The organism is Candidatus Woesearchaeota archaeon (assembly GCA_021735165.1).
Taxonomy (GTDB): Archaea; Nanobdellota; Nanobdellia; order Woesearchaeales; family 21-14-0-10-32-9; genus JAIPET01.
Genome location: JAIPHP010000005.1, coordinates 13,859 through 37,018, shown reverse-complemented (window position 1 = coordinate 37,018; position 23,160 = coordinate 13,859). Strand labels below are relative to the sequence as shown.

At 31.4% G+C, this 23,160-nt stretch carries 28 protein-coding genes; 21 read left to right on the top strand and 7 right to left on the bottom strand.

The features are described 5' to 3' along the window. Window positions 1–60 precede the first annotated feature (60 nt). Window positions 61–663 carry a peptidase C39 family protein gene (locus K9L97_01940; protein ID MCF7871770.1) on the top strand — a complete coding sequence of 201 codons (603 nt, stop codon included), beginning with the start codon at window positions 61–63 and terminating at the stop codon, window positions 661–663. Here the strand turns inward: K9L97_01940 and K9L97_01935 are convergent. Continuing rightward, window positions 654–1,910: a VWA domain-containing protein gene (locus K9L97_01935; GenBank protein ID MCF7871769.1), complete on the bottom strand. Its 1,257-nt coding sequence runs from the start codon at window positions 1,908–1,910 to the stop codon at window positions 654–656. The genes K9L97_01940 and K9L97_01935 overlap by 10 nt on opposite strands. Continuing rightward, complete coding sequence (locus K9L97_01930) at window positions 1,882–2,817, bottom strand: AAA family ATPase (GenBank protein MCF7871768.1); 936 nt, start codon at window positions 2,815–2,817, stop codon at window positions 1,882–1,884. Before K9L97_01930 ends, K9L97_01935 begins: the two co-directional genes overlap by 29 nt. A 182-nt stretch (window positions 2,818–2,999) precedes the next feature. On the opposite strand from K9L97_01930, the gene K9L97_01925 reads away from it, so the two are divergent. The 6 genes from K9L97_01925 to K9L97_01900 all read left to right on the top strand — a co-directional run bounded on the left by K9L97_01925 (window position 3,000) and on the right by K9L97_01900 (window position 9,209). Then, a complete protein-coding gene (locus K9L97_01925) occupies window positions 3,000–3,449 on the top strand; it encodes a hypothetical protein (GenBank protein ID MCF7871767.1) in 450 nt (149 codons plus the stop codon). 2 nt (window positions 3,450–3,451) lie between these two features. Then, window positions 3,452–4,024: a hypothetical protein gene (locus K9L97_01920; GenBank protein MCF7871766.1), complete on the top strand. Its 573-nt coding sequence runs from the start codon at window positions 3,452–3,454 to the stop codon at window positions 4,022–4,024. A 57-nt stretch (window positions 4,025–4,081) separates the two neighbouring features. Continuing rightward, entirely contained in the window at window positions 4,082–4,549 is a 468-nt protein-coding gene (locus tag K9L97_01915) for a hypothetical protein (protein MCF7871765.1), read from the top strand. Between the two features lie 60 nt (window positions 4,550–4,609). Continuing rightward, the gene (gene ileS, locus K9L97_01910) at window positions 4,610–7,828 is read left to right on the top strand and encodes an isoleucine--tRNA ligase (GenBank protein MCF7871764.1); all 3,219 of its coding nucleotides are present in this window, start codon (window positions 4,610–4,612) and stop codon (window positions 7,826–7,828) included. Window positions 7,829–8,164: 336 nt separating this feature from the next. Further along, complete coding sequence (locus K9L97_01905; protein MCF7871763.1) at window positions 8,165–8,659, top strand: hypothetical protein; 495 nt, start codon at window positions 8,165–8,167, stop codon at window positions 8,657–8,659. A 13-nt stretch (window positions 8,660–8,672) separates the two neighbouring features. Further along, complete coding sequence (locus tag K9L97_01900; protein MCF7871762.1) at window positions 8,673–9,209, top strand: methyltransferase; 537 nt, start codon at window positions 8,673–8,675, stop codon at window positions 9,207–9,209. On the opposite strand, the gene K9L97_01895 is transcribed toward K9L97_01900, so the two are convergent. Continuing rightward, window positions 9,202–9,429 carry a DUF1653 domain-containing protein gene (locus K9L97_01895; GenBank protein MCF7871761.1) on the bottom strand — a complete coding sequence of 76 codons (228 nt, stop codon included), beginning with the start codon at window positions 9,427–9,429 and terminating at the stop codon, window positions 9,202–9,204. The genes K9L97_01900 and K9L97_01895 overlap by 8 nt on opposite strands. Before the next feature lie 71 nt (window positions 9,430–9,500). Here K9L97_01895 and K9L97_01890 point away from each other — a divergent pair, with 71 nt between their 5' ends. Further along, window positions 9,501–10,148, top strand: coding sequence for a hypothetical protein (locus K9L97_01890; protein MCF7871760.1), 648 nt, complete (start codon window positions 9,501–9,503; stop codon window positions 10,146–10,148). On the opposite strand, the gene K9L97_01885 is transcribed toward K9L97_01890, so the two are convergent. Genes K9L97_01885 through K9L97_01875 form a run of 3 tightly spaced genes read right to left on the bottom strand, consistent with a single transcriptional unit; the run spans window position 10,135 to window position 11,989 of the window. Then, window positions 10,135–10,494: a hypothetical protein gene (locus K9L97_01885; GenBank protein ID MCF7871759.1), complete on the bottom strand. Its 360-nt coding sequence runs from the start codon at window positions 10,492–10,494 to the stop codon at window positions 10,135–10,137. The genes K9L97_01890 and K9L97_01885 overlap by 14 nt on opposite strands. A gap of 56 nt (window positions 10,495–10,550) precedes the next feature. Continuing rightward, entirely contained in the window at window positions 10,551–11,057 is a 507-nt protein-coding gene (locus tag K9L97_01880; protein ID MCF7871758.1) for an HIT family protein, read from the bottom strand. A gap of 8 nt (window positions 11,058–11,065) precedes the next feature. Then, window positions 11,066–11,989: a transcription initiation factor IIB gene (locus tag K9L97_01875; protein MCF7871757.1), complete on the bottom strand. Its 924-nt coding sequence runs from the start codon at window positions 11,987–11,989 to the stop codon at window positions 11,066–11,068. A 223-nt stretch (window positions 11,990–12,212) separates the two neighbouring features. Here K9L97_01875 and K9L97_01870 point away from each other — a divergent pair, with 223 nt between their 5' ends. The 11 genes from K9L97_01870 to K9L97_01820 all read left to right on the top strand — a co-directional run bounded on the left by K9L97_01870 (window position 12,213) and on the right by K9L97_01820 (window position 20,065). After that, window positions 12,213–12,641: a hypothetical protein gene (locus tag K9L97_01870; GenBank protein ID MCF7871756.1), complete on the top strand. Its 429-nt coding sequence runs from the start codon at window positions 12,213–12,215 to the stop codon at window positions 12,639–12,641. Further along, the gene (locus K9L97_01865; GenBank protein MCF7871755.1) at window positions 12,631–13,083 is read left to right on the top strand and encodes a hypothetical protein; all 453 of its coding nucleotides are present in this window, start codon (window positions 12,631–12,633) and stop codon (window positions 13,081–13,083) included. Before K9L97_01870 ends, K9L97_01865 begins: the two co-directional genes overlap by 11 nt. Before the next feature lie 197 nt (window positions 13,084–13,280). Then, on the top strand, window positions 13,281–13,616 hold the full coding sequence (locus K9L97_01860) for a ribosomal L7Ae/L30e/S12e/Gadd45 family protein (GenBank protein ID MCF7871754.1): 336 nt from the start codon (window positions 13,281–13,283) through the stop codon (window positions 13,614–13,616). Between the two features lie 17 nt (window positions 13,617–13,633). Further along, on the top strand, window positions 13,634–13,918 hold the full coding sequence (locus tag K9L97_01855; protein MCF7871753.1) for a 30S ribosomal protein S28e: 285 nt from the start codon (window positions 13,634–13,636) through the stop codon (window positions 13,916–13,918). Window positions 13,919–13,928: 10 nt separating this feature from the next. After that, window positions 13,929–14,120 (top strand): 50S ribosomal protein L24e, encoded by a 192-nt coding sequence (locus K9L97_01850; GenBank protein MCF7871752.1) that lies wholly within the window; start codon window positions 13,929–13,931, stop codon window positions 14,118–14,120. A gap of 43 nt (window positions 14,121–14,163) precedes the next feature. After that, on the top strand, window positions 14,164–14,742 hold the full coding sequence (locus K9L97_01845; protein ID MCF7871751.1) for a nucleoside-diphosphate kinase: 579 nt from the start codon (window positions 14,164–14,166) through the stop codon (window positions 14,740–14,742). A 32-nt stretch (window positions 14,743–14,774) separates the two neighbouring features. Next, a complete protein-coding gene (locus K9L97_01840) occupies window positions 14,775–16,949 on the top strand; it encodes an elongation factor EF-2 (GenBank protein MCF7871750.1) in 2,175 nt (724 codons plus the stop codon). Between the two features lie 409 nt (window positions 16,950–17,358). Continuing rightward, entirely contained in the window at window positions 17,359–18,645 is a 1,287-nt protein-coding gene (tuf, locus tag K9L97_01835; GenBank protein ID MCF7871749.1) for a translation elongation factor EF-1 subunit alpha, read from the top strand. A gap of 89 nt (window positions 18,646–18,734) precedes the next feature. After that, window positions 18,735–19,046, top strand: coding sequence for a 30S ribosomal protein S10 (rpsJ, locus tag K9L97_01830; GenBank protein ID MCF7871748.1), 312 nt, complete (start codon window positions 18,735–18,737; stop codon window positions 19,044–19,046). Between the two features lie 54 nt (window positions 19,047–19,100). Continuing rightward, window positions 19,101–19,667, top strand: coding sequence for a hypothetical protein (locus tag K9L97_01825; protein ID MCF7871747.1), 567 nt, complete (start codon window positions 19,101–19,103; stop codon window positions 19,665–19,667). 2 nt (window positions 19,668–19,669) lie between these two features. Beyond that, a complete protein-coding gene (locus tag K9L97_01820; protein MCF7871746.1) occupies window positions 19,670–20,065 on the top strand; it encodes an adenylyltransferase/cytidyltransferase family protein in 396 nt (131 codons plus the stop codon). A 9-nt stretch (window positions 20,066–20,074) separates the two neighbouring features. Here K9L97_01820 and K9L97_01815 read toward each other — a convergent pair whose 3' ends face one another. Further along, a complete protein-coding gene (locus K9L97_01815; GenBank protein MCF7871745.1) occupies window positions 20,075–21,061 on the bottom strand; it encodes an Lrp/AsnC family transcriptional regulator in 987 nt (328 codons plus the stop codon). A gap of 116 nt (window positions 21,062–21,177) precedes the next feature. Between K9L97_01815 and K9L97_01810 the strand changes: the two genes are divergently transcribed. Together K9L97_01810 and K9L97_01805 are read left to right on the top strand one after the other, a co-directional pair. Beyond that, the gene (locus K9L97_01810; protein ID MCF7871744.1) at window positions 21,178–21,522 is read left to right on the top strand and encodes an aspartate 1-decarboxylase; all 345 of its coding nucleotides are present in this window, start codon (window positions 21,178–21,180) and stop codon (window positions 21,520–21,522) included. A gap of 10 nt (window positions 21,523–21,532) precedes the next feature. Further along, entirely contained in the window at window positions 21,533–22,948 is a 1,416-nt protein-coding gene (locus K9L97_01805; GenBank protein MCF7871743.1) for a hypothetical protein, read from the top strand. The last annotated feature ends 212 nt before the right edge of the window (window positions 22,949–23,160 follow it).

The window sequence follows — 23,160 nt, the reverse complement described above, 5'->3', positions numbered from 1 at the left end:
TCGCTAATTTAAAAATTTTTTTGCTAAAACTATATAAACTAGAATCTATTAAGAACCAAAATGAAGTATTACAAACAAACTACTGAATATACGTGTGCAGCATCAAGCTTGTTAATGGTTCTTCACAAATTAAATTCTGATTATGAACTCTCTGAAGAACATGAATTAGAAATCTGGGCTTCTTCTGCTAATTTGCCAACAAGAGCAAGCAGTATATATGGCCTAGCATTATACTCGAAACAAAAAGGATTTTTTCCAAAAATAATTGTTAGTAGCAAAAGCTTTGATTATCCAGATTATAGATTTAAAGGATATAAAAAAATAGAAATAGAAACTGCGGAAAAATTATCAAAAATATTCTACACAAAAGCAATAAATCAAGGAATAGAAATAGAAGAAAAACAAATAGACTCAAAAACAATAATAAATTTACTAAAGCAAAATAAATTACTTATCGCCCGTTTAAATGCAGGAGTATTCAGAAAGTCTGCTAGTAACTCTCAATACGTAGTTTTATATGGACTTCAGGAAAACTCAATAAAAATAATGGATCCTCTAACAGGGCTTCACGAAATATCTTATGAAGATCTAGAAGTTTGTCTTGACACTTTACATTCAAAGAAAAAAAGAGATTCGAAAATAATAATATTTGATCAGAATTGACTTTTTGTCGAATAATAATCTTCTAGAACAATTTGATCAACAGTATCTAAGGTTTTGACTAAATACAATCTTCCACCACTTAAATCAACAATATTTTTAGCCATAATCTCTCCTTTTTCATTTAAACTAATACCCACTAAACTAACAGAAATATTGCTGTTTGTTAACATAGAAACTGCTTCCATCACTTCTTTTTCGGGCTTTTTACCTGTAGTTTGCAAAGCATCACTTAAAACAACAACGTGCTTGGTCGTTTTATTAGAAGAAAATAGTTTCAAGCTGTGCTTAATCCCTTGCGCAATATCTGTTTCTCCTTTTGTTCTAATCTTATTCAAACTTTTTGCAAAAAGCAAAAAATCATTTCCTAAAGGAAGCTCTTCATCAATTTCACTTCCAAAAACAACTAATCCCACAGAATCTTTATTTTTTATAGCAGAATAAGCAAGAGCAATGCCTGCTTTTTTTGCAACTTTTATCTTATCTCCCTTCATACTTCCAGAAGCATCAATCAAATAAACAATATCTAATTTGCCAGTAGCTTTACGATCATTAATAACAACATCTTTTTTCAAAATTTCTTTATGTTTTCGTCTAATCGTTCTTTTAAGAGTTTGTTTTAACGCTAAATCTTTATACCTATCTCCTTGCTTATATTCTCTAAAATCTTCGCGTTCTCCAAACATATTAAGTTTCTTACTTTCTTTTTTTCCATAATATCCTTGAGTTTCAAGATTATCTAAATATTCATTCAAAATTGAAAGAGCAGCAAATTCATATCCTTCCTCAGAAATATCTCCTTCTTTATTTAGCAAACCATCTTTTTTTAATTTATCAATGTTATTTTTAATCCTGTCTTTCAATTCTCTTTGAAATTCAGGAATGTTAATATTTTTCTCAACATAATTAGGGTCGTATCCGCTTAATTCACGAATTAATGTAGGTCCAAACAATTGTTTAGCATTATTATAATTATTCACCATTTTTTCATAGGCCAAATCAGGTGTAAAAGAACTAATATTATTATTCAAAGCGTCTGTTAAAACACGAGCTTCATCAATTTTTTGTTTATCAACATTTAATTTACTATGTAATAATTTATCATCACGATTATCCTTGCTTAATTTGCCTTGCAATTCATCCTCTTTTTCTTTTTTAGTTACAGATGTATCCGCGCTATCTTCACTTAAAGACTGCTCGTCTATGTCTTCATGATTCCTATTAGGGACTTCCTCCGTCTTGCGATACATGATACTGATCACAAAACTCAGCGAACCTCTCGGAAATAAAATCAGAATTAGACTTCAAATATTTAATAGAAGGTTTTAATCTAATTCTATGGCTTAAAACATTAATCAATGCTTCTTGAATATTCTTTATAGTAACTTCTGTTTGTTTATTTAAAAATGCTAAACTTTGAGATCTCTCATAAACCCCTAGAGTTGCTCTGACACTAGGATGTTTTTCCAAATCTTTAGAATTTCTCAGCAATCTGATAAAATGAACTAATGCCCTAACAATTTGAGGATTCACATGGATGAGCTTTTGACCTTTCAAAGAAACAATTTCTTCTTCTAGCTCTTGAGACTCAGGAGGCTTCATATAAATAAGATCAAACCTATCAAGAAAAACGTCGCTTAAAGGTTCAGTACTTGACTCTTCAGGATTCATAGTTCCAATAAAAACAAAATCTGCATCTAAATCAACATCATAACTACCAATAGTTACTTTTCTTTCTTCTAAAGCCTGAAGTAGAGCATTCTGTAACTTTTCAGAACACCTATTAACTTCGTCAAAAAACAATATTCCTTTATCAGCCTTAAAAATCTTACCAGGACTAAATGCCTGAGGACTCAAAGGTCCAAATTCAATGGCTTTTATAGGGTCAATATCTCCTATTAAATCTTCTGCAGTAAGATCTGGGCTTCCTTGAACTCTAATAAATGGAGCAGGCATATGACTTCCATCTTTATTAATTTCAGGTAACATTTTAGCTAAACTCTTAACTAACGTGGTCTTGCCAATTCCAGGCGGACCTACAATTAGAGTGTGGCGTCTCATCAAAATACTGGCCTTTAACTGTTTTTTAACTTCAATTTGACCAAGAACACCTTCAAAATTTTTTTCAACAATACTTTTTTCAAATTCAAAACTCATAATACGACCTCCAAATCCACTACAGAATCAACTATTACTTAAAAAATTTGCTAAACAAATAAATACTAAGAACTTCAAACAACAAAAAAATTCGAAAGATTTAAATAATGCAGAATAGGATTTTGGATTGTATACTCATATACATGTATGTTTGAGAGGTGAAACGGACAATGTTTAAAAAAATGAAAAGAGGGCAAGCTGCCTTAGAATTCTTGACAACGTATGGTTGGGCTTTTATGGTGATTTTGGTTATGATTGGTGCACTGGCTTATTTTGGGGTGCTGAATCCTCAGAACCTGATTCCTGATCAGTGTGCTATTACTAGTGGTTTTAGCTGTAGAGATACATTATTGAATACAACAACTATTAGCTTATTGGTGGTTAATAACATGGGCGAAACTATAAGCATTACAGGTTTTGATGCATCTCAATCAACAGGAACCATCATAGATACGCCAACACTTCCAACTGGTACTGTTAATGATGGTAATGAATTTACGATAACAGCGCCAGTTACTGCAGTTCTTACATCTGGTTCAAAAGAAAAGTTGGGATTTGAAATCACATATGTAAAATCATCAGGAGAATTCCCTCATAAGGCAACCGGAACAATAACTCAGACGGTGCAATAAAAATGATAAGAAAAACCTTAAATTTAAGAAGAAAAGGGCAAGCTGCCCTTGAATTCTTGACAACGTATGGTTGGGCTTTTATGGTGATTTTGGTTATGATTGGTGCACTGGCTTATTTTGGGGTGCTGAATCCTCAGAATCTGATTCCTGATCAGTGTGCTATTACTAGTGGTTTTAGCTGTAGAGATACATTTGTGTCTAATGAATCAATAATGATAAGTGCAGTTAATAATATGGGAGAGCCAATTTACGTCGTAGGATTTGAAGTTAAGCAGTCAGCAGGATCAATATTAAACAAGACTAATGATGCAGATACGTGGATTAACATATCTGGAACTGAGTATGAGGTTGGTGCTAGACCTGCAACTGCAATAGGAGAAACGTGTAGTTGTTCAGGAGATGAAGCTGTTCCAGATGGAAACTCTTTTACTTTAGGAGCTAAAATAAATACTGCTGCAGCTGGCTTCTCAGAAGGAAGTAAAGAAAAATTGGGCTTTGAATTAATTTATAGTAAAGCTTCTGGAAGATTCGATCATAGCGCTACAGGAACAATAACTCAAACAATTGCAGAATAAATATTTTATTTTTTTACTTTTTTTAATAATTTTTTTTTGAAACTTAGGTGTTAAAATATGAAAAAAGCGCAGGCAGCTCTCGAATTCTTAACTACGTATGGTTGGGCTTTTATGGTATTTGTCGGCGTTATAGGTTATTTGTCTTATATTTTTATTGTTTCTCCAACAGATGTGGTTCCTAATACTTGCACTTTTTCGGAAGCTATTATTTGTAGGGATGCGCAAGTAATGGAGAGTAGTCTTGATTTGTCTTTAGAAAGCGCTTTGGGTTCATCTTTGCTAATTGTTCAAATGAAATGTATTTCTGATAATGAAGAAATTGTGAATGAAGATAAAACTTTAATTCCTGCCGGAAATACTGAAGAAATCAGTTGCGGATTTTCTAGTGATTTTAAGAAAGGAGATAAAGTTAAAATTGATATTGTTGTAACTTATATTGCTACTGGTAGCGGAGAAACTCTTCCAAAAGTAGTTCAAGGCTCAGTAGTTGCAACGGCAAAAGAATTATATGAAGACACAAACTAAGTCAATTTTAAGAGAAATTCTTATAAATGATTGAAAAATCATGATGGATAAGGTGTAAATTTGATCGGAAAATACGAACATAAAGAAATTGAAAAACAAATTAGGGAATACTGGAAAAAAATAGGTTTGCTTCAAAAACTTAATGAACAAAACGCGAAAGGAGAACCCTATTTTTTATTAGATGGCCCGCCTTACGCAAATAATGTTCCTCATATAGGACATATAAGAAACACTGTATACAAAGACTTTTACATAAGACTTGCATTTATGAAAGGTCAAAAAGTATTATTTCAACCAGGTTTTGACACTCATGGTTTACCAATAGAAAATGTTGTAGAAAAAAAATTAGAACTAAAGTCAAAAAAAGATATTAAAGAATTAGGAATAAAAAACTTTTGTAATAGTTGTAAAGAAGTTGCAACAGAATACAAAGATGTGTGGATAAGAACATATGATAAGTTGGGCTCCTGGTATTCTTGGAAAACACCATATATTACGTATGATAATAATTATTTAGAGAGCGTTTGGTGGTCTTTTAAGAAAATGTGGGAAAAAGGAATGGTTTACGAAGGAAAAAAACCAGTGTTTTGGTGTCCTAAATGTGAAACTGCACTTGCAGGATACGAAACAACAGATTCATACGCAGATAAAGAAGACCCATTAATAATAGTGAAATTTAAAGTAAAAAATATGGAAAATGATCATTTGCTCGTATTCACAACAACGCCGTGGACATTACCTGCAAATGTAGTTTTAGTAGCAAAACCTGACGCGGAATATGTTAAAGTAAAAACACAACAAGGAAATTTAATAATTGCAAAAAATCTAGTAAAATTATTAGATGATCTAAAAATAAATTACAACATAATAGAAACCTTTAAAGGAAAAAAACTAGAAGGTCTAGAATATGAACCCTTGCTGGATGTGCCAACGCAAAAAGAATTACAAAAAAACCCTAATGCATTAAAAGTGTACATGTCTATTCCAATATTAAAAGAAAGACTAAATGCTAAACTCGCAGCTAAACTAGGGAAAAAAGCAGGCGAAATATTCGAAGAATTTGTAAGCGTAGATGAAGGAACTGGAATAGTGCACTGCGCACCAGGCCATGGGAAAACGGATAATATCATTGGACAACACTATAATTTACCAGAGATAAGCCCATTAGATGATCAATGCAAATTCACAGAAGATGCAGGAATATATCAAGGAAAATTTGTTAAAGACGCCGACGACCAAATAATAGAAGATTTAAAAATCAGCGGAAAGATGTTGTACAATCATAAAATATCGCACTCATACCCATTATGTTGGAGATGTAAATCGCCTTTAATATTTAGAATGAGCAACCAATGGTTTCTAAAAGTAGATTTGATAAAACAAAAAATGTTAGATGCAAATGAAAATGTGCGCTGGCAACCAGACTTTGCAGGAGAAAGATTCTATTCATGGGTTGCTAATGCGGAAGACTGGAACTTTTCAAGACAAAGATTTTGGGGAATACCAATACCCATATGGAAATCAGAAGATGGATATCTAAAAGTAATCGGCTCCAAACAAGAATTAGAAGAAGAACTAGGAAAAAAATTGCCTGAAAACTATGATTTACATACTGTATCAGAAATAAAAATAAAATCTAAAGAAGGAAAAGAACTAAGTCTTATAGGAGACATATTTGATGTATGGTTTGATTCAGGTTCAGCTCCATTTGCAGCATTTCACTACCCATTTGAAAACAAAGAATTATTTGAAAAACACTATCCTGTAAATAGAATAAATGAGTCACAAGATCAAGTTAGAGGTTGGTTTTACTCTTTAATGTTTTGTGGTGTAGCAACCTTTGATAAAGCACCATATAAAACAATAAGTATGCCTGCATGGGTGGTAGATAAAGATGGTGAAAAACTATCAAAATCACTAGGAAATTTTATATCTGCAGAAGAAGGAATAGATGATTACGGCGCAGACAACATAAGATTCTACTATTGTTCAGACATAGACCCAGCAAGTCTTGCAAAATTCAATCCTGAGACTGTGCAAAGAGAAACAAGCAAAGTGCACAGCATATTATGGAATTTACACAAATTATTAATTACTCAAATACAAGCAGAAAAAGAATTAAACCCAAACTACCAGTTAAATGCTAATTTAGAAAAAGAAAATTTATTACAGGAAGACCAATGGATACTCTCAAGAATCGCAAGTACAATACAAGAATTAAAAGATTATTATGAACAATTCAAACTACACTTAGCAGGAAGAGCTCTGAATAAATTAATAATAAACGATTTAAGCAGAACATACATACAGCTTATAAGAGAAAGACTAGAAGATGATAAGCTTCCCCTTTCAATATTATACAGAGCAACAAACCTAATAATAAGGATAATTGCGCCAATAAGCCCTCATATATCTGACGCGATATATAAAAACATAAAAGACGAATTGCAAAATTTAGATTTAGAACTAAAAGACTCAGTACACTTAGAAAAAATTCCAGGAATTATAGAAGAAGAAAAAACAGAACTAAATAATTATGCTAATGAACACTTAGAAGAAATATTTGATGCAGCAAACGAAATAATAGGAACAATATTGGCCGCAAGAGATCAAGCAAACATAGGTATAAGATGGCCTATAAAAGAAATAATTATAGAAACAAAAAGTGAACTTCACAAAAAAGCACTAAAAGAGCTAAACTCAGTGATAAAAAGAGCGACGAATACAAAACAAATAATAGAAAAAGAAGGCCCAAAAGAATACGAAATAAAAACAAATTTTAAAGCATTAGGCGAAGACTACGGACAAGAAACAGGGGATGTCGCTGTACAAATAAAACAAAACCAAGACAAAATAAACCATCAATTAATAGAAGGTAAAGATACTATAATTCTAGGTAAATACGAACTGAAGAAAACGCACTTTACAATAACAATAAAACCTGCAACAGAATATGTGTTAGGAGAATCAAAATACGTGTTAACGTATCTAAAAAAAGAACTAGATAAAGAAATGATGCCTGAAGGCTACGCAAGAGAAACGATGAGAAGAATACAAGTTTTAAGAAAAAACATGGAACTAAAAAAACAAGATAAAATCACACTAAAAATTCAAACAGACAAAGAATTACAAGAACATATAAAAAAATATGAAGATCAAATAAAAGAAAAAACAGGAACTATTCAAATAGAATTCTCAGATCAAATACAACAAACAAAAGACATATTAATAGACAAAATCAAGGGAAAAGAAATAATAATAACTGCAAAAAATATGTGATTCTAAATACATCAAAAAGACCAAAAAAGGCACAATAAAAAATACTTGTATACAAATAACTAAACTAGAAAAAATAAACTTTAAATAGTATCAGTTCTCAAAATAACATGGGGGTTGGGTAAAAAAAGAAAAGTCCGTGGTTTTATTAGTTGTCGTATACCCAAGCGGCAACATTTTCTTTTTTTTTAAAACACTGTTTCTTAATAATTGTAAAAGACAAAACGTTAAACCCAGTTATTAAAAAATAACTTTTTAAAATTCATCTTAAATCTTTGTTTTGAAACAACATCTAATTTTTAGAAAAGTTTAAATAAACTATGAATTGCTAATATTTTTATGGCAAAAACAATTTCTAGGGATACTCCCCTAGCAGAAATAATTCTAAGAAAATACGGCTTGCCTCTAAACCTTGAAAAAAGAGAACTAGTAAGAAAACTTTGTTTGTCTTTAGGATTATTACAACCAGGAGACTCAAGAGATGTAATTGTGGATGTACTACAAGTAATACTAGAAAACTGCAAAAATAATCAAGCATACACAAGCACAGAAATAGAAAGAATGACTATGGAAAACAGAGAAAAATATGAACTTAAACAACTAGGAGTAGCTCCAAGTAACATAAGACGTCAAATACTTAGGTTAAGAGACTTATTTATAGTGCAAAAAAATGGTAACTACTACAGTATAAATGAAAATGCAAAAATAAAATACATATTTGAAGAAAAAATAGAAAAATACTACTTACAATCAATCCTAAGCAGAGTAAAAGAATACATAAATGCTATAGATGCTGAATTCTTAGAAACAAGAGAAGAAAAAAAACAAGAGTAAAATAAAGAATAAAATGTACGAACCCGCAGAAGACTCCTATCTTTTGAAAGAAACAACAAAGCAACACTGCAAAAAAAATAAAATAAAATCTTCTTTAGATATTGGTACTGGAACAGGAATAATAGCAGAAGAACTAGCAAAACATAGCGAAAAAGTTGTGGCTATAGAACTAGATTTAGACACAATAAAAAAAATAAAAAATAAACTCAACAAAAAAATAAAACTAATACACTCAGACTTATTTGAAAACATACCAAAGCAAAAATTTGATGTAATAACATTCAATCCTCCATATCTGCCAAAAGGAGACTATCCTGAAGACAAAGAACTAACAAGCGGAAAAACAGGACTAAACACCACAATCAAATTTCTAAAACAAGCAAAAGAATACTTATCAAAAAATGGAACAATACTTTTTATAGCGAGTTCCCACGCAGAAATAGAACTCTTAGAAAAAACAATGAAAAAACTAAAATATGGATTTAAAGAACTAAAAAAACAACACATTTTCTTTGAAGACATAATGGTATATGAAGCAAAACTTATTTAAGGAATTCAAAACGCTTCATAACTTTTCCATCTCTTTCAATAGATTCCAAAAACATTTTTTTAGGACGAATCCAAATAGAACCTTTGCCAAAAGCTTTATTTTCATATAAAGTCTTATACACAACAAAATCTTCTAAAGTCTCACTATGATGCGCAACATATAAAACTTCAACGATCTCCCCTTTGAAATGTTTATATTTTCCAATTTTTAATTCCTCCATAAATTTATTTAGATCAAGATAAATATAATTCTTTCGAAACATTTAATATTATAACAAATATTTGAATATGAGTGAGACAAGAAATAGCAAAACAAATCCATGCAATTAAAGAATACTTTGCAAAAGGAAAAAGAGGATACATTTACATATCACAATATAAAGATAAAAAATACATAATCAAAGAAAAAAATCCTGACAGCACTGCGGAAGGGACTATAGAAAATGAATCACGCTCCAACAAAGAACTAAATAAAATAGGAATCGGTCCAAAATTCTATTACAAAGATCCTAACAACAAATATCTAATAAGAGAATATGTAGAAGGAACAGATATCTACGACTTGATAAAAGAAAATAAAGATAGCAATATTAAGAAAAAACTAAAAAAAATAATTCTGAACATATTAGAACAAACAAGAAAACTAGATGAAACAGGAATAAACAAATTAGAACTAACAAGACCTCATAAAGACATATTAATAACAAAAAAAAATAATCCTGTAATGATAGACTTTGAAAGATGCAAACAAACAGAAAAACCAAAAAATGTTAACCAATTCTGCCAATTCATAGCAAACGGAAAATTTTACTTCAAACTAAAAGAACTAGGAATAAAAATAAATTCAGAAAAACTTCTAAAACTCGCGACAGAATACAAACAAAACAATTACGATAAAAACAAATTCAAAGAAATAAAAAAATACCTTAAAGATGTTTAGAATTCTTATCAAATTCTTCAATCTTATCAATTAAATCAATTTCTATAGAACTTAAAGCTTTAACATAATCAGTAACATTTCTTAATTCATCATCATTTAATTGAACTCTATTTGTCACAGGACCTTGAGTTGTTTCTGATATGTACTTTAAATTATTGCTATACTTAAATAAGAGTTTTTGTATCTCTTCATTCAATAAAAACTCACGCTCTAGAGTTCTTTTAGCTTCAAAAGCAAAAGTTTTTATGTCCCTTAAAATCTTTATTTTATCAGAATCCGAAGATTTTTTTAACGCTGAGATTTTTATTTGCATTTCATTAGCAAAACCTTGCCCAAATAAACCCATTTAAATCACCTTAATCAACATTATTCAGTGAAATATTTAAATATATCTATAAACTATCAAGAATTGATTTTTCTAATCTTTTCAGCTAAATCTTCAATTTTATTAAAATCAGCCTGCGGACCATCATTAGAACTAATAAAACCTTCATACTTTTCAAAATAAGAATCATTATTGCTATGAAACTGTTTCCACTCGCCCCTCTTCATATACTCAGTTCCATGCATAGGAAACAACTTAATATGTGCATGGTTAACACCTGTTCCCTCCATGATTAATCCAACTCTGCCGACATCATCAAAATAGTTTTCTAATATACTTGCAACTTTTTTTGAAACACTAATAAATTCATTTAGGTCTTCTTTTGGCATTTTAAGAACATCGCTATCAAAGTGTTTTTTAGGAATAACAACCGAAAAACCTTTCGTGTTTGGAAACGGAGAAAGCCAAGCTAAATAATTATTATTTTCAAAAATAATTCCGTTGCCTCTTGGCTTTATTTCGCCAGAAGCAATTTTACAGAAAATACAGTTGCCTTGATCATCTTCTGATTTGTAATCGGCCATATATATCCCTAAGCATTTCTTTTCTTAGTTTTTTTAATCTCTTTTTCTAAATCAAGCTTATCTAAAAGCTCTTTATATCTATTTCTAATTGTAACTTCAGTAACTCCTGCAACATCAGCAACTTCTCTTTGGGTTCTTTTTTCTCCATTTATTAAAGCTGCAACGTATAATGCTGCTGCTGCAATGCCTGTAGGTCCTCTTCCACTTGTAAGCTCAACACCTTGAGCTTCCTCTATTATCTCAATACTCTTAGTTTGAGCCTCAGGACTTAACTTTAAAGAAGACGCAAATCTTGCAATGTAATCTGAAGGATTGCTCGGCAATATTTTAATGCCTAATTCTCTTGTTATAAACCTATATGTTCTTCCAATTTCCTTTTTTTCAACAGAACTAGCTTCGCTTAATTCATCAAGAGTTCTAGGAACATCATGTCTTCTGCAAGCAGCATATAAAGCTCCTGCAACGACACTTTCCATACTTCTTCCTCTTACAAGTCCTTTCTGAACTGCTAAAGTATAAATTCTAGAAGCCTCTTCTTCAACACTGCTAGGAAGTTTCAAATAAGAAGAAACTCTTTTAAGTTCGGCCAAAGCTAATTTAAGATTTCGCTCTATAGCGGTACTTATTCTTTGTTGCCACTTTCTTAGTCTAAAAAACTTATTTTTCTCCTTACCACCTAGCTTATAAAAATCAGCTTTAGTGCCTACTTCTGTACCTAATCCCTGATCAAATTGAGTATATGACATAGGTGCGCCAGTTCTTCTTCTTCTAGCTGCAGCCTCAGAATCCATTTCTCTCCATTCCTGATCGAAATCAACCATTTTTTCTTCAAGAACTAAACCGCAATCTCTGCAAATGATTTCGCCTTTATCTTTATTCCACAATAAATTTACAGATCCACACTCTGGACACTTCTTTACATACTTTGACATAATTCTAACCCCCAAGTCAGTTTATGATAATAAAAACAAACCACAATATAATTTGTTATTAATTGGTAATTACTATGTCTTGTGATAGTTTTATAAATAAAATAAGTTTCTAATATATAAATGTTTCGCTAAATTTATTAATTATCAAAAGATTTATATAAAAAATTAATAAAAAAAATGAACGAAAAATTTTTATAGTGATTTTAAATTGAAAAACTAAGGGGTGAAAAAAATAAACACAAAAAAAGCACAAGCTGTCTCAATAGATATGGTTGTGGGTGTTGTCATATTTCTCCTTATACTAGTTATTGTGTACGCAGTACTAAATTCAAACACAACAGAAAATGAAAAACTAAACACAGAAGCAGATAATATAGTATCAAAACTAGACAGAACAACCGCGCAAGCATACGGTCTTCCAAGTGTAATACAAGAATCAGAAATAACAGAAGAAAACTTAGCATTACTATATTCTTCAAATTACGAAGAAATAAGATCCAAATTAGGACTTCCCGCAAACACAGAATTCTGCATAGTTGTTGTTGATGAACTAGGCGCAATAAAAACGTATGGTTCAAACAATAGCATTGGAAACAAAAATGACGAACTGACAATAGGCGAAAATGTGATATGCGGTCAAAATGGGAACTAACATTCTAATACAATCAACATTCACACTATTTTCAATAATACTAGCATATGTTGCAGGAATACTAATATCTAAAAATGTAAAATATGAACAAAAAGAAATCAAAAAATACACAAACAAAACAATAGCAGTAATAACTGCAATTCTTATATTAACACTACTAATAAAAACAATTTATATAGCAATAATAATTGCAATAATCACTCTAATAATAACTAATAAATTTCCTCAAATACCACTATATCTAATAGGTCCTACAATATTAATTGCTCACATAATAAAAACAAACATTACGCAAATAATTGCGCCGATACTACTACTAACAATACTTATATCAATTCAAAACAATTACCTAAAAAACAAAAATTACAAAATGCATTTGGCAATAGCAACAGTAATAATGATATTGTGCTTAATAACTTTAAACATCTTCTACGTTTTCTAAAACGAAATAATAAAACAACAAATAAACTAAGACAATAAATGATTCAAAAACGACAAACAATCTAAACAACAACATTTAAAAAGCAAATATCATTCTCAAAATAAAACCCGTGATTGATGAAACCACAACGTGGTGGAATGAGGTAACAATTCTAGTTGTTACAAAAAACATTTCAATCCAATAGGAGGTAGAAAAAAATGTCAGAAAAAGCATACGAAGCAATAGAACTTGCACAAAAAACAGGTAAAATAAAGAAAGGAACAAACGAAGTAACAAAAATGATAGAAAAAGGAAAAGCAAAACTAGTGGTGATTGCAACAGACGTATCCCCTAAAGAAATCATAATGCACATACCTTTACTATGCAAAGAAAAAAACATACAATGCGTTGAAGTACCAAGTAGAGAAGAATTAGGCGCAGCAGCAGGAATGGGCGTTCCAACAGGAGCAGTAGCAATAATAGATGAAGGCGAAAGCAAACAAACCGTAGGAGAAATAAATGCCGAAGCTGAAAGTTCAGAAAAACTTGAATAAACAAATAGGTGATAATTATGGCTGAACAAAAAAAAGGCGGCAAAAAAAACCAAACTTCTGACTCAAAAGGAGGAGTAACATTTTCTCCAGCAGTCCCTGCAAGTGTAGAAGAAATAGTGGGAAGAACAGGAACACGAGGAGAAGCAATACAAATAAGATGCAAAATTATGGATGGCAGAGATAAAAATAAAATTGTTAGAAGAAACGTGAAAGGCCCCGTACAAATCGGAGATATCCTAATGCTAAGAGAAACAGAAATAGAAGCAAGACCTCTAAACAAAGCAGGAAGAGGAAATAACTAGGTGCAAAAAAATGGCTAAATGTGAATTTTGCGGAAAACAAATAACTGCAGGAACAGGAAAATTATACGTCAAAAAAGACGGAAAAACAATGTATTACTGTTCAACAAAATGCGAAAAAAATCAAATAAAACTAGGAAGAAAACCAAGAACCACGCATTGGACAACAGAATACCACGCAGTTAAAAAAGGAACTAAACAATAAACTAAAATAACTTTTTTTATTTTCAAAATGAGAGGAGGAAAAAATGACAACTGAAAGATCATTAGTACTAATAAAACCAGATGGAGTACAAAGAGGATTAGTAGGAGAAATACTTACTAGATTCGAAAAATGCGGATTAAAAATCATAGGGATGAAAATGGTTTACCCAAACGAGAATCTGGCAGGAAACCACTATGTAGCTGACGAAAATTGGCTTAAAACAGTAGGATCAAAACAAAAAGAAGCGTACGCAAAAAAAGGGCTGACAATAAACAAAGAAGAACGCGAAATAGGTCTTGAAGTAAGACAACAACTAATAGATTTTCTAACAATGAGCCCAGTAGTTGCATTCGTATTTGAAGGACATAATGCAGTAAAACATATAAGAAAATTAGTAGGAAGCACTAGCCCAGGAGATGCTACGCCTGGAACAATTAGAGGAGACTATTCTTTTGACACATATGGATTAGCAGATACAAGCAAAAGACCAATACAAAACCTGATACACGCATCAGGAGAAACAGAAGAAGCAGAAAGGGAGATAAAATTATGGTTCAACGAAAATGAGCTACACGTATGGAAACGAGTAGACGAAGAGTTACTGTACAGAACAGGCAAATGAAAAAACAAAAAAGAACAACGAGGTAGATTATAATGGCAAAAATGGTAGATAGGGTACTAGAAGGAATGAAAAACCCTGAAAGAATAAGAAATATTGCAATCGCAGCACACATAGATCACGGAAAAACAACATTTTCCGATAACTTATTGCAAGGAGCAGGAATGATGAGTGCTGACTTAGCAGGACAAGCAAGAGCAATGGACTTTCACGAAGATGAACAAGAACGAGGCATAACAATAGACTCTGCATCAGTAAGCATGATGCACAAAGTAGAAGGAGAAGACTATTTAATTAACCTAATAGACACGCCAGGACACGTAGATTTTGGAGGAGACGTAACAAGAGCGATGAGAGCAGTAGATGGAGCGATTGTACTAAGCTGCGCAGTAGAAGGAATAATGCCGCAAACAGAAACTGTGCTAAGACAAGCTCTAAGAGAGCGAGTAAAACCTATACTTTTCATAAATAAAGTAGACAGACTAATCAAAGAATTGCAATTAACGCCTGAAGCTATGCAAGAACGATTCATAAAAGTAATAACTTCAGTGAACAAATTAATAAAACAAATAGCAGAAGAAGAATACGGAGAAAAATGGCAGGTAAATGTTGCAGATGGATCAGTGTGTTTTGGCTCAGCTTTTCACAATTGGGCACTTTCAATTCCGTACATGCAAAAAAAAGGAATAACCTTCAAAGACATAATTGATGCATACACAAATGATACTTGGAAAGAACTAAGAGATAAAGCACCAATACATGAAGTAATACTAAATTCAGTCATCAAGCACCACCCAAATCCTGTGGATGCACAAGCATATAGAATTCCAAAAATATGGCACGGAGATGACAACAGTGAAATAGGAAAGCAACTAAGAACATGCGATCCAAAAGGAAACTTAATGTTTGTAGTAACAAAAGTAGTAGTAGACCCGCAAGCAGGAGAAATAAGCGCAGGAAGAATGTTCTCAGGAACCATGAAAAAAGGAATGAATGTACACTTAGCAAAAGCAAAAGTAGACTTAAGAATACAACAAGTATACATCTATAACGGAGCGAAAAAAGAAATAGTTGACAATGTGCCTCCTGGAAACATAATAGGCGTTGCAGGCCTAAAAAATGCATATCCAGGAGAAACAGTCATGGAAGATGCGGAAGCAGATCCTTTTGAAGCAATAACACACATATTCGAACCCGTAATGACAAAAGCAATAGAAGCAAAAAAACCAGGGGACTTACCAAAACTAATAGAAGTATTAATGCAAGTATCAAAAGAAGATCCGAGCATTAAAATAGAAATAAATCAAGAAACTGGAGAACATCTAATGCATGGAATGGGAGAACTACACCTGGAAGTAATAGAAAATAGAATTAAAAAAGAAAAAGGCGTAGAAATTCAAACAAGCCCTCCTATAGTTGTATACAGAGAAACAATAACAAAAAATTCTGGTGAACAATTTGAAGGAAAATCTCCTAATAAACACAACAAACTATATTTTGTTGTAGAACCACTAGAAGAAGAATACAAACAAGCAATAAAAGAAGGAAAATTATCCAGCGGAAGAATAAAGAAAAAAGACTCCGAACTTTGGGAAACCCTTCAAAGCTTAGGAATGGATGCAAAAACTGCTAGAAATGTAAAAGATATCTTTAATGGAAACATGTTTTTAGATGAAACAAGAGGAATAGTTCACATAGGTGAAATAATTGAAATGGTTCTAGACATGTTCGAAGATGTAATGAATGCAGGACCTTTAGCTAGAGATCCGTGTTACGGAGTAAAAGTAAAACTAATGGATGTAAAACTGCACGAAGATGCAATTCACAGAGGACCAGCACAATTATATCCTGCAGTAAGAGAAGGTATAAGGGGAGCAATGGATCAAGCAAACCCAATAATCTTTGAACCAATACAAACAATGAGTTTTGAAGCACCTGCTGAATACATGGGCGAATTATCCAAGCTAATACAAAACAAAAGAGGACAATTATTAGATATGCAACAAGAAGGAAACCTAGTTAAAGTAACAGGAAAACTACCAGTAGCGGAAATGTTTGGATTAAGTAGTGATTTGAGATCTGCAACAGGTGGAAGAGGATCTTCATTTTTAGTAGATCAAAACTTTGAAAGACTTCCAGACGAATTGCAACAGAGAACTCTAAAAATAATAAGAGAAAGAAAAGGCCTCAAAACAGAAAGTTCAGAGTAAAACAATTAACTTTTTTTAATATTTTTTTAAACGTAAGTTCTATTAAGCTAACTTCCAACAAATTTTTATAAAATACATTTTCAAGTACAAATGCTAAAAATTACCAAGAATCTTAAATTCTGCAAATATAAATTAAATAATAAGTTAAAGATTAAATAAATTCAGAATAAAAAAAGAAGTTTCTCAAATATTTGCTTTGCAAAATCAAAAGTAAAGAGTACAACTTTTTATCATTCACAATATCAACTAGCAAAAATCTTTAATTAAAACTTTTGTCGCCAACAAATAAAAGAAACCTTTATAAATAGCCACTAATTCCAAACAACTATAAAAAAGGCATAATCGGGAGAGGGTGCCACAAAACAAAAAAAGAGATTAATATTTAGAAAAATATATTTGGAGGAATAAAATGGCAAAAGACAAAATACACATGAATCTTGTGTTCATAGGACACGTAGACGCTGGAAAATCAACAACAGTAGGTAGACTATTATTCGATTCAGGAAACATAGACGAACAAGCAATGAGAAAACTAAAAGACAAAGCAGCAGAACTAGGAAAAGGTGGCTTTGAATTCGCATTCGTAATGGACAACCTAAAAGAAGAAAGAGAAAGAGGAGTAACAATCGACCTTGCACACAAAAAATTCGATTCAGAAAAATACTACTTTACAATAATTGATGCACCAGGACACAGAGACTTCGTAAAAAACATGATTACAGGAGCATCACAAGCAGATGCAGCAGTTCTAGTAGTTGCAGCAACAGACAAAGAAGTACAACCACAAACAAGAGAACACTTATTCCTAGCAAAAACATTAGGCGTAGGACAAATGATAATAGCAATCAACAAGATGGATGCAGAGAACTACACAGAAGCAGCATATAAAAGAGTAAAAGATATGCTATCTCCACTACTAAAATCAGTAGGCATAAACCCTGACAATACACCATTTGTACCAATAGCAAGCCTAAAAGGCGACAACGTAGCAAAAAAATCAGAAAATCTAGGATGGTACACAGGAAACACACTACTAGGAACAATGGATGCACTAAACGCACCAGAAAAACCAACAGAACTTCCAATGAGAATGCCAATACAAGATGTATACAACATCACAGGAATCGGCGTAGTACCAGTAGGTAAAATAGAAACAGGAGTTATGAAAGTAGGACAAAAAGTAATAGCTGTTCCTGGAAGAGAAGGTAAAGGCGTTCCTGGAGAAGTAAAAAGCATAGAAATGCACCATGAACAACACCAACAAGCAGAACCAGGAGACAACGTAGGAATATCTGTAAGAGGCTTTGGAAAAAAAGACATAGCAAGAGGCGATGTAATAGGACCTGCAGATAATGTGCCTCCAGTTGTAGAAGAATTCAAAGCACAAATCGTGGTTTTGAATCACCCAAGTGTAATAACAAAAGGATACACTCCCGTATTCCACATACACACAGCACAAATTGCATGCCAATTCGTAAACATTGATAGAAAAATGAATCCTGCAACAGGAGAAGTGCTAGAAGAAAATCCTGACTTCATCAAAAATGGTGATGCAGCAATCGTAACACTAAGACCTGTTCAACCAGTAGTGATTGAGACGCAAAAGGAAAATCCAAAAATGTCTAGATTTGCGATTAGAGATAGTGGAACAACAGTTGCAGCAGGAATGTGCATTGAAGCAAAGAAAAAGGCTTAAAAAGCCTAACTTTTTTCCATTTATTAATTATATTTAATAATGATTCAAATTATGATGAAACGAACGTTTTTTCATAAGGTAGGTGAAAAATGCAGAGAGCAAGAGTAAAATTAGCAAGTACTGATATAAATAAAGTAAATGATACTTGTGAGTACATAAAAGGAATAGCAGAAAAGACAGGAGTAGTAATAAAAGGACCAATACCCCTACCAACAAAAAAACTCAAAGTAACCACAAGAAAAAGCCCTTGTGGCGACGGTACAGCTACATGGGAAAGATATGAAATGAGAGTTCATAAAAGGCTTATTGATCTTGGTGTTGATGAGAGAGCTCTAAGACTTATAATGCGAGTTCCAATACCTGAAGGATTAAATATCGAAATAGAAATGATCGATGAATAAAAAAATATTTTTTTTTTCAAAAAATTCTTAAATAACAAAAATTCATAATACTATATGAATCTTAAACAAACAAATATTTTGCTTGAATACATATTTTTAATCATAACAATTCTTGGCGCAACAGGTTTTATAATAAACTACACTCCTTCAAATATATTTTTATTAGTGGTGTTTATAACGTACAAAATTATCAAGCACTATAACCACAAAAAAAACATAGGTCTGAAAGAACACCACTATACAATCATATTGTTTTCACTATACGCAGCACTATTAGGAGATAATTTATTAGATTTATTCTACATATACCCATTTTACGACAAAATATTGCATTTCATATTACCATTCACATTCACATATATTTTATTAGATATTAATATTTTAAAAAAATACAAATTTTTAGCAATATTAATTATTCTAGGTAGTGCTTGCATCTTAGAATTTATAGAATTTTTTGTAGATCAAGTACTAAACGGATTAATGCAAGGTGTGTTTGTAAAAAATCAGCAAGGATACTTGCAAAGTCCTCATTTTGACACTATGTATGATTTACTAACAGGTTTCTTTGCATCAATATTAAGCTATGTGATATACATACTAACAAAAAAAGATCAAGCCTAAAAATGAAAAAAGTATTAACATTCGGTACATTTGACAAATTTCACAAAGGACATGAATATTATCTTTCAGAGGCAAAAAAATACGGCGATAGACTCTATGTAGTTATAGCGAGGGATTCAACAGTTCTAAAAGTCAAAGAAAGAAGTCCTAGAAACAACCAGACTAAAAGGATGGCTACAGTCTATGAATGCGAAGATGTAGATGAGGTTAGAATAGGTGAAGAAGGAGATAAATACAAAGTAATAGAAGAAATAAAACCAGATGTAATATGTCTAGGATATGACCAAACAGCATTCACAGACAAATTAGAAGAAGAACTTAAAAAACGAAATATACTTGCAAAGATTATTCGAATAAAAAGTTACATTCCTGAAGTTTATAAGTCCTCTAAGATGTGATCATGCACTCTATCTAAAGAACTCTTTTTCATCAAGTCTAAAATAATCATACTTAATATCTTCTGTTATTGTTAAAGGCTCGTAATCAATAAGTTGATCTGAAAATTCATATCTTATTTTTTTGAGAATATTATTGAACTCTTTTTGATTCTCAGGTTCTAATTCTAGAATAAGATCATATTTTCCAATTGTATCGAGTACATATGTTGAACTGTCTAATTGTCTACAGAATTCAATAAACTTCGATTTCAATTCAGAATTTAGATTTTTGAAATTGAACAAGATTTGAAAATGCATACGATTTAATTTTCTCTTGTCAATGTGCGCTCTAAAAAGCTGAATGACTCCTTTTTTTATTAATTGTTTTAATCTATAATTAACAATGTCCAAACTGATTCCTGTTTTTTTTGAGAGCTTTGTCAAATGCATTCTTGCATCATTCATCAAAATTCTAAGAATTGTGAAATCTATGCGATCCATAGATACATTCATGTTTCTTGAGCTACTAAAACTAAATTCATGAACCTTTGAATTTGGAACAAGATAGTTTCTGCTAAAATGAGGTATCTTAATTGTGGACTGAACATTTCTTTCAAAAATAAATTCTCCGTATTTATCAAGAATATCTGAGAGAACTTTAGAAAATTGTATGTTGTCTTTTGCTATAACTGAAAAGACTATATCGTAGTGTCCTAAACAACTCGCAAGCCATAAAATGTTGTTAGCTGTTTTAAGATAATTAATTATTTCTTTTTCTTTTTCTTCATTAATCTTCTGAAAACGCAAGTAGACCTCATAATGAAAAAACCCGATTTTTCCAATATCAATAACTATGTTAAAACCAAGAATAACTTTATCATCAATAAGTTTTTTTAATCTGTATCTTGCTAATTCAGGACTTATTCTAACTTTCTTAGCTAATTGATTATATGATTGTCTTGCGTCAATATCCATTTCAAGCATAATTTTCTTATCTATTAAATCAAATTCATTCATTTTATTTATCATAATTGTAAATAATATATAAATTTTCCCAAAATAATAAATAAACAATCAATTAAATTTATATAATTGGTTTTTATTCACTAATAAATAATAAAAAGGTGGTTTTTTTGAGAATTATGTTGAAATCGAAGATACACAAAGCAACAGTCACAAAAGCAGACATTAAGTACATGGGGTCAATCACAATAGATCAAGAACTCCTGAATAAAGTAGATCTGTGGTCAGGTGAGCAAGTGCTTGTCGTAGACAATACAAACGGTCATAGGTTGTGGACATATGTTATATCGGGACAAAAAAATAAAGGAGAAATCTGCATGAATGGAGCAGCAGCACATCTAATAAAACCAGGAGATGAAATAATAATCATGGCTTTCGCATTGTCAACTAAAAAAATAAAACCCAGAAATATCCTTGTAGACCATAAAAATAAGTTCGTAAAATTCTTTAAATGATGTGTTGGAAATGAAATCAGTTCTTCTAATATACAGCGAACACGATCCACCACACAATAAACTCGATTCAGGATACAAACACGAACCACCTTCACTAGGACTAACAACACTTGAAAACATAGTAAAAAAGGAAATGCCTGACGTAAACATAAAAATAATTGACGGAAGATTTAGTACCACAGAAGAAATAAAAAAAGAAATAAAAAAAGAATATGATTTTGTAGGATATGGAGATCTATTCTTTAACCATAATAACACCCTAAAATACGTGCAATTTACCAGAGAAAACTCTCCAAAAAGCAAAATCTTGGTAGGGAATGTAAATGGGGAAGCACTTGGAGTGAAACTTCTAAAAAACAAACTAGTGGACTATGTAATTGCTCAATACGGAGAAGCTGCACTCCTTAGTTTGTTAAAAGAAACTAATCAGAAAAACAAAATAATAAACATCCCACATAATATAAATAAACTTCCAACACTAAATTTTGACACATTCAAAAAATACATCAAACAATGGGACTCAAGACAAAAAGACTATAACATTGATAAAATAACTCCTTTTCCAATATCCACAACAAGAGGCTGTATAAAAGCACTAAAAAAAGATTTATGTATGTTCTGCTCAACACCTTACAATGCAGTAAAAGTATTGAGCCCAAAAAATTTCTGGAAAATGGTCGAATCATTAAACAAATACGGAATCAATTATTTCTTTGAAACAGGAGATGATTTCCTAATAGGAGAATATCCCCAAAAAGTGCTCCGTGAAAGACCAAGTCATCTTGAGAATGTTTATTTTAGATTTTACGGAGACCTTGATGCAGTCACTAAGAAAAGAATGGAAATTCTAAAAGAACTGAACTTAAGAGACTTCTTTATAGGACTGGAAAATGTAGATGAAAAAATACTTACAAACATGAAAAAAAGATATGATATAAATTATGACAATTTTAACGATATTTTCTCAAAATATGATATTCTAGAATCATTAGGCATAAATTTTTACATACCAATATTGTTAGGGACAAAAGATGAATCATCAGAATCATTAAATAAAAACAAAGAATTTATCAAAGAAGCATCAAAAAGGTATTCTTATTTGACAAAAGTATATGCAGACATAGTTGTTCCGACACCAGGAGCACAATTGTTTGACGAATTACTAAAAAATGAAAAAATTCTTCAAGATTACAAAAAATACTATTTAAAAATGCATGAAGATGAACAGAATGCGGATTTGAACAAAGCAATAAAATTTGACTATCCTTTATTAATGAAGTTGATGATAAAATATACAACAAAAACAAACATTACTGAAATACTGGAAACAAAACAGGAAATGCTTGAATCAGCATCAAAATATATGATTGAAACGCCAATAAATTTTGGTATGTTTTCATTTGAAAAATATTCTTATGTTAAATGAAGTTAAATAAGTTTTATCAATTACTTGGGCTCTGTCTGGAATATTTTGATTTATCGCTGGAAAGATATATCATCTGCTTTGCAGTATGAATTTTTACCGATGAGCACCGGCGTTATTGACGTTGTCAATGTGCTCATCTCAATTTTGCTTCAAGCTAGCAATAACTTTTCGGACAGAGCCCAATTATTTGTATATCTTTATAAATAGAATTT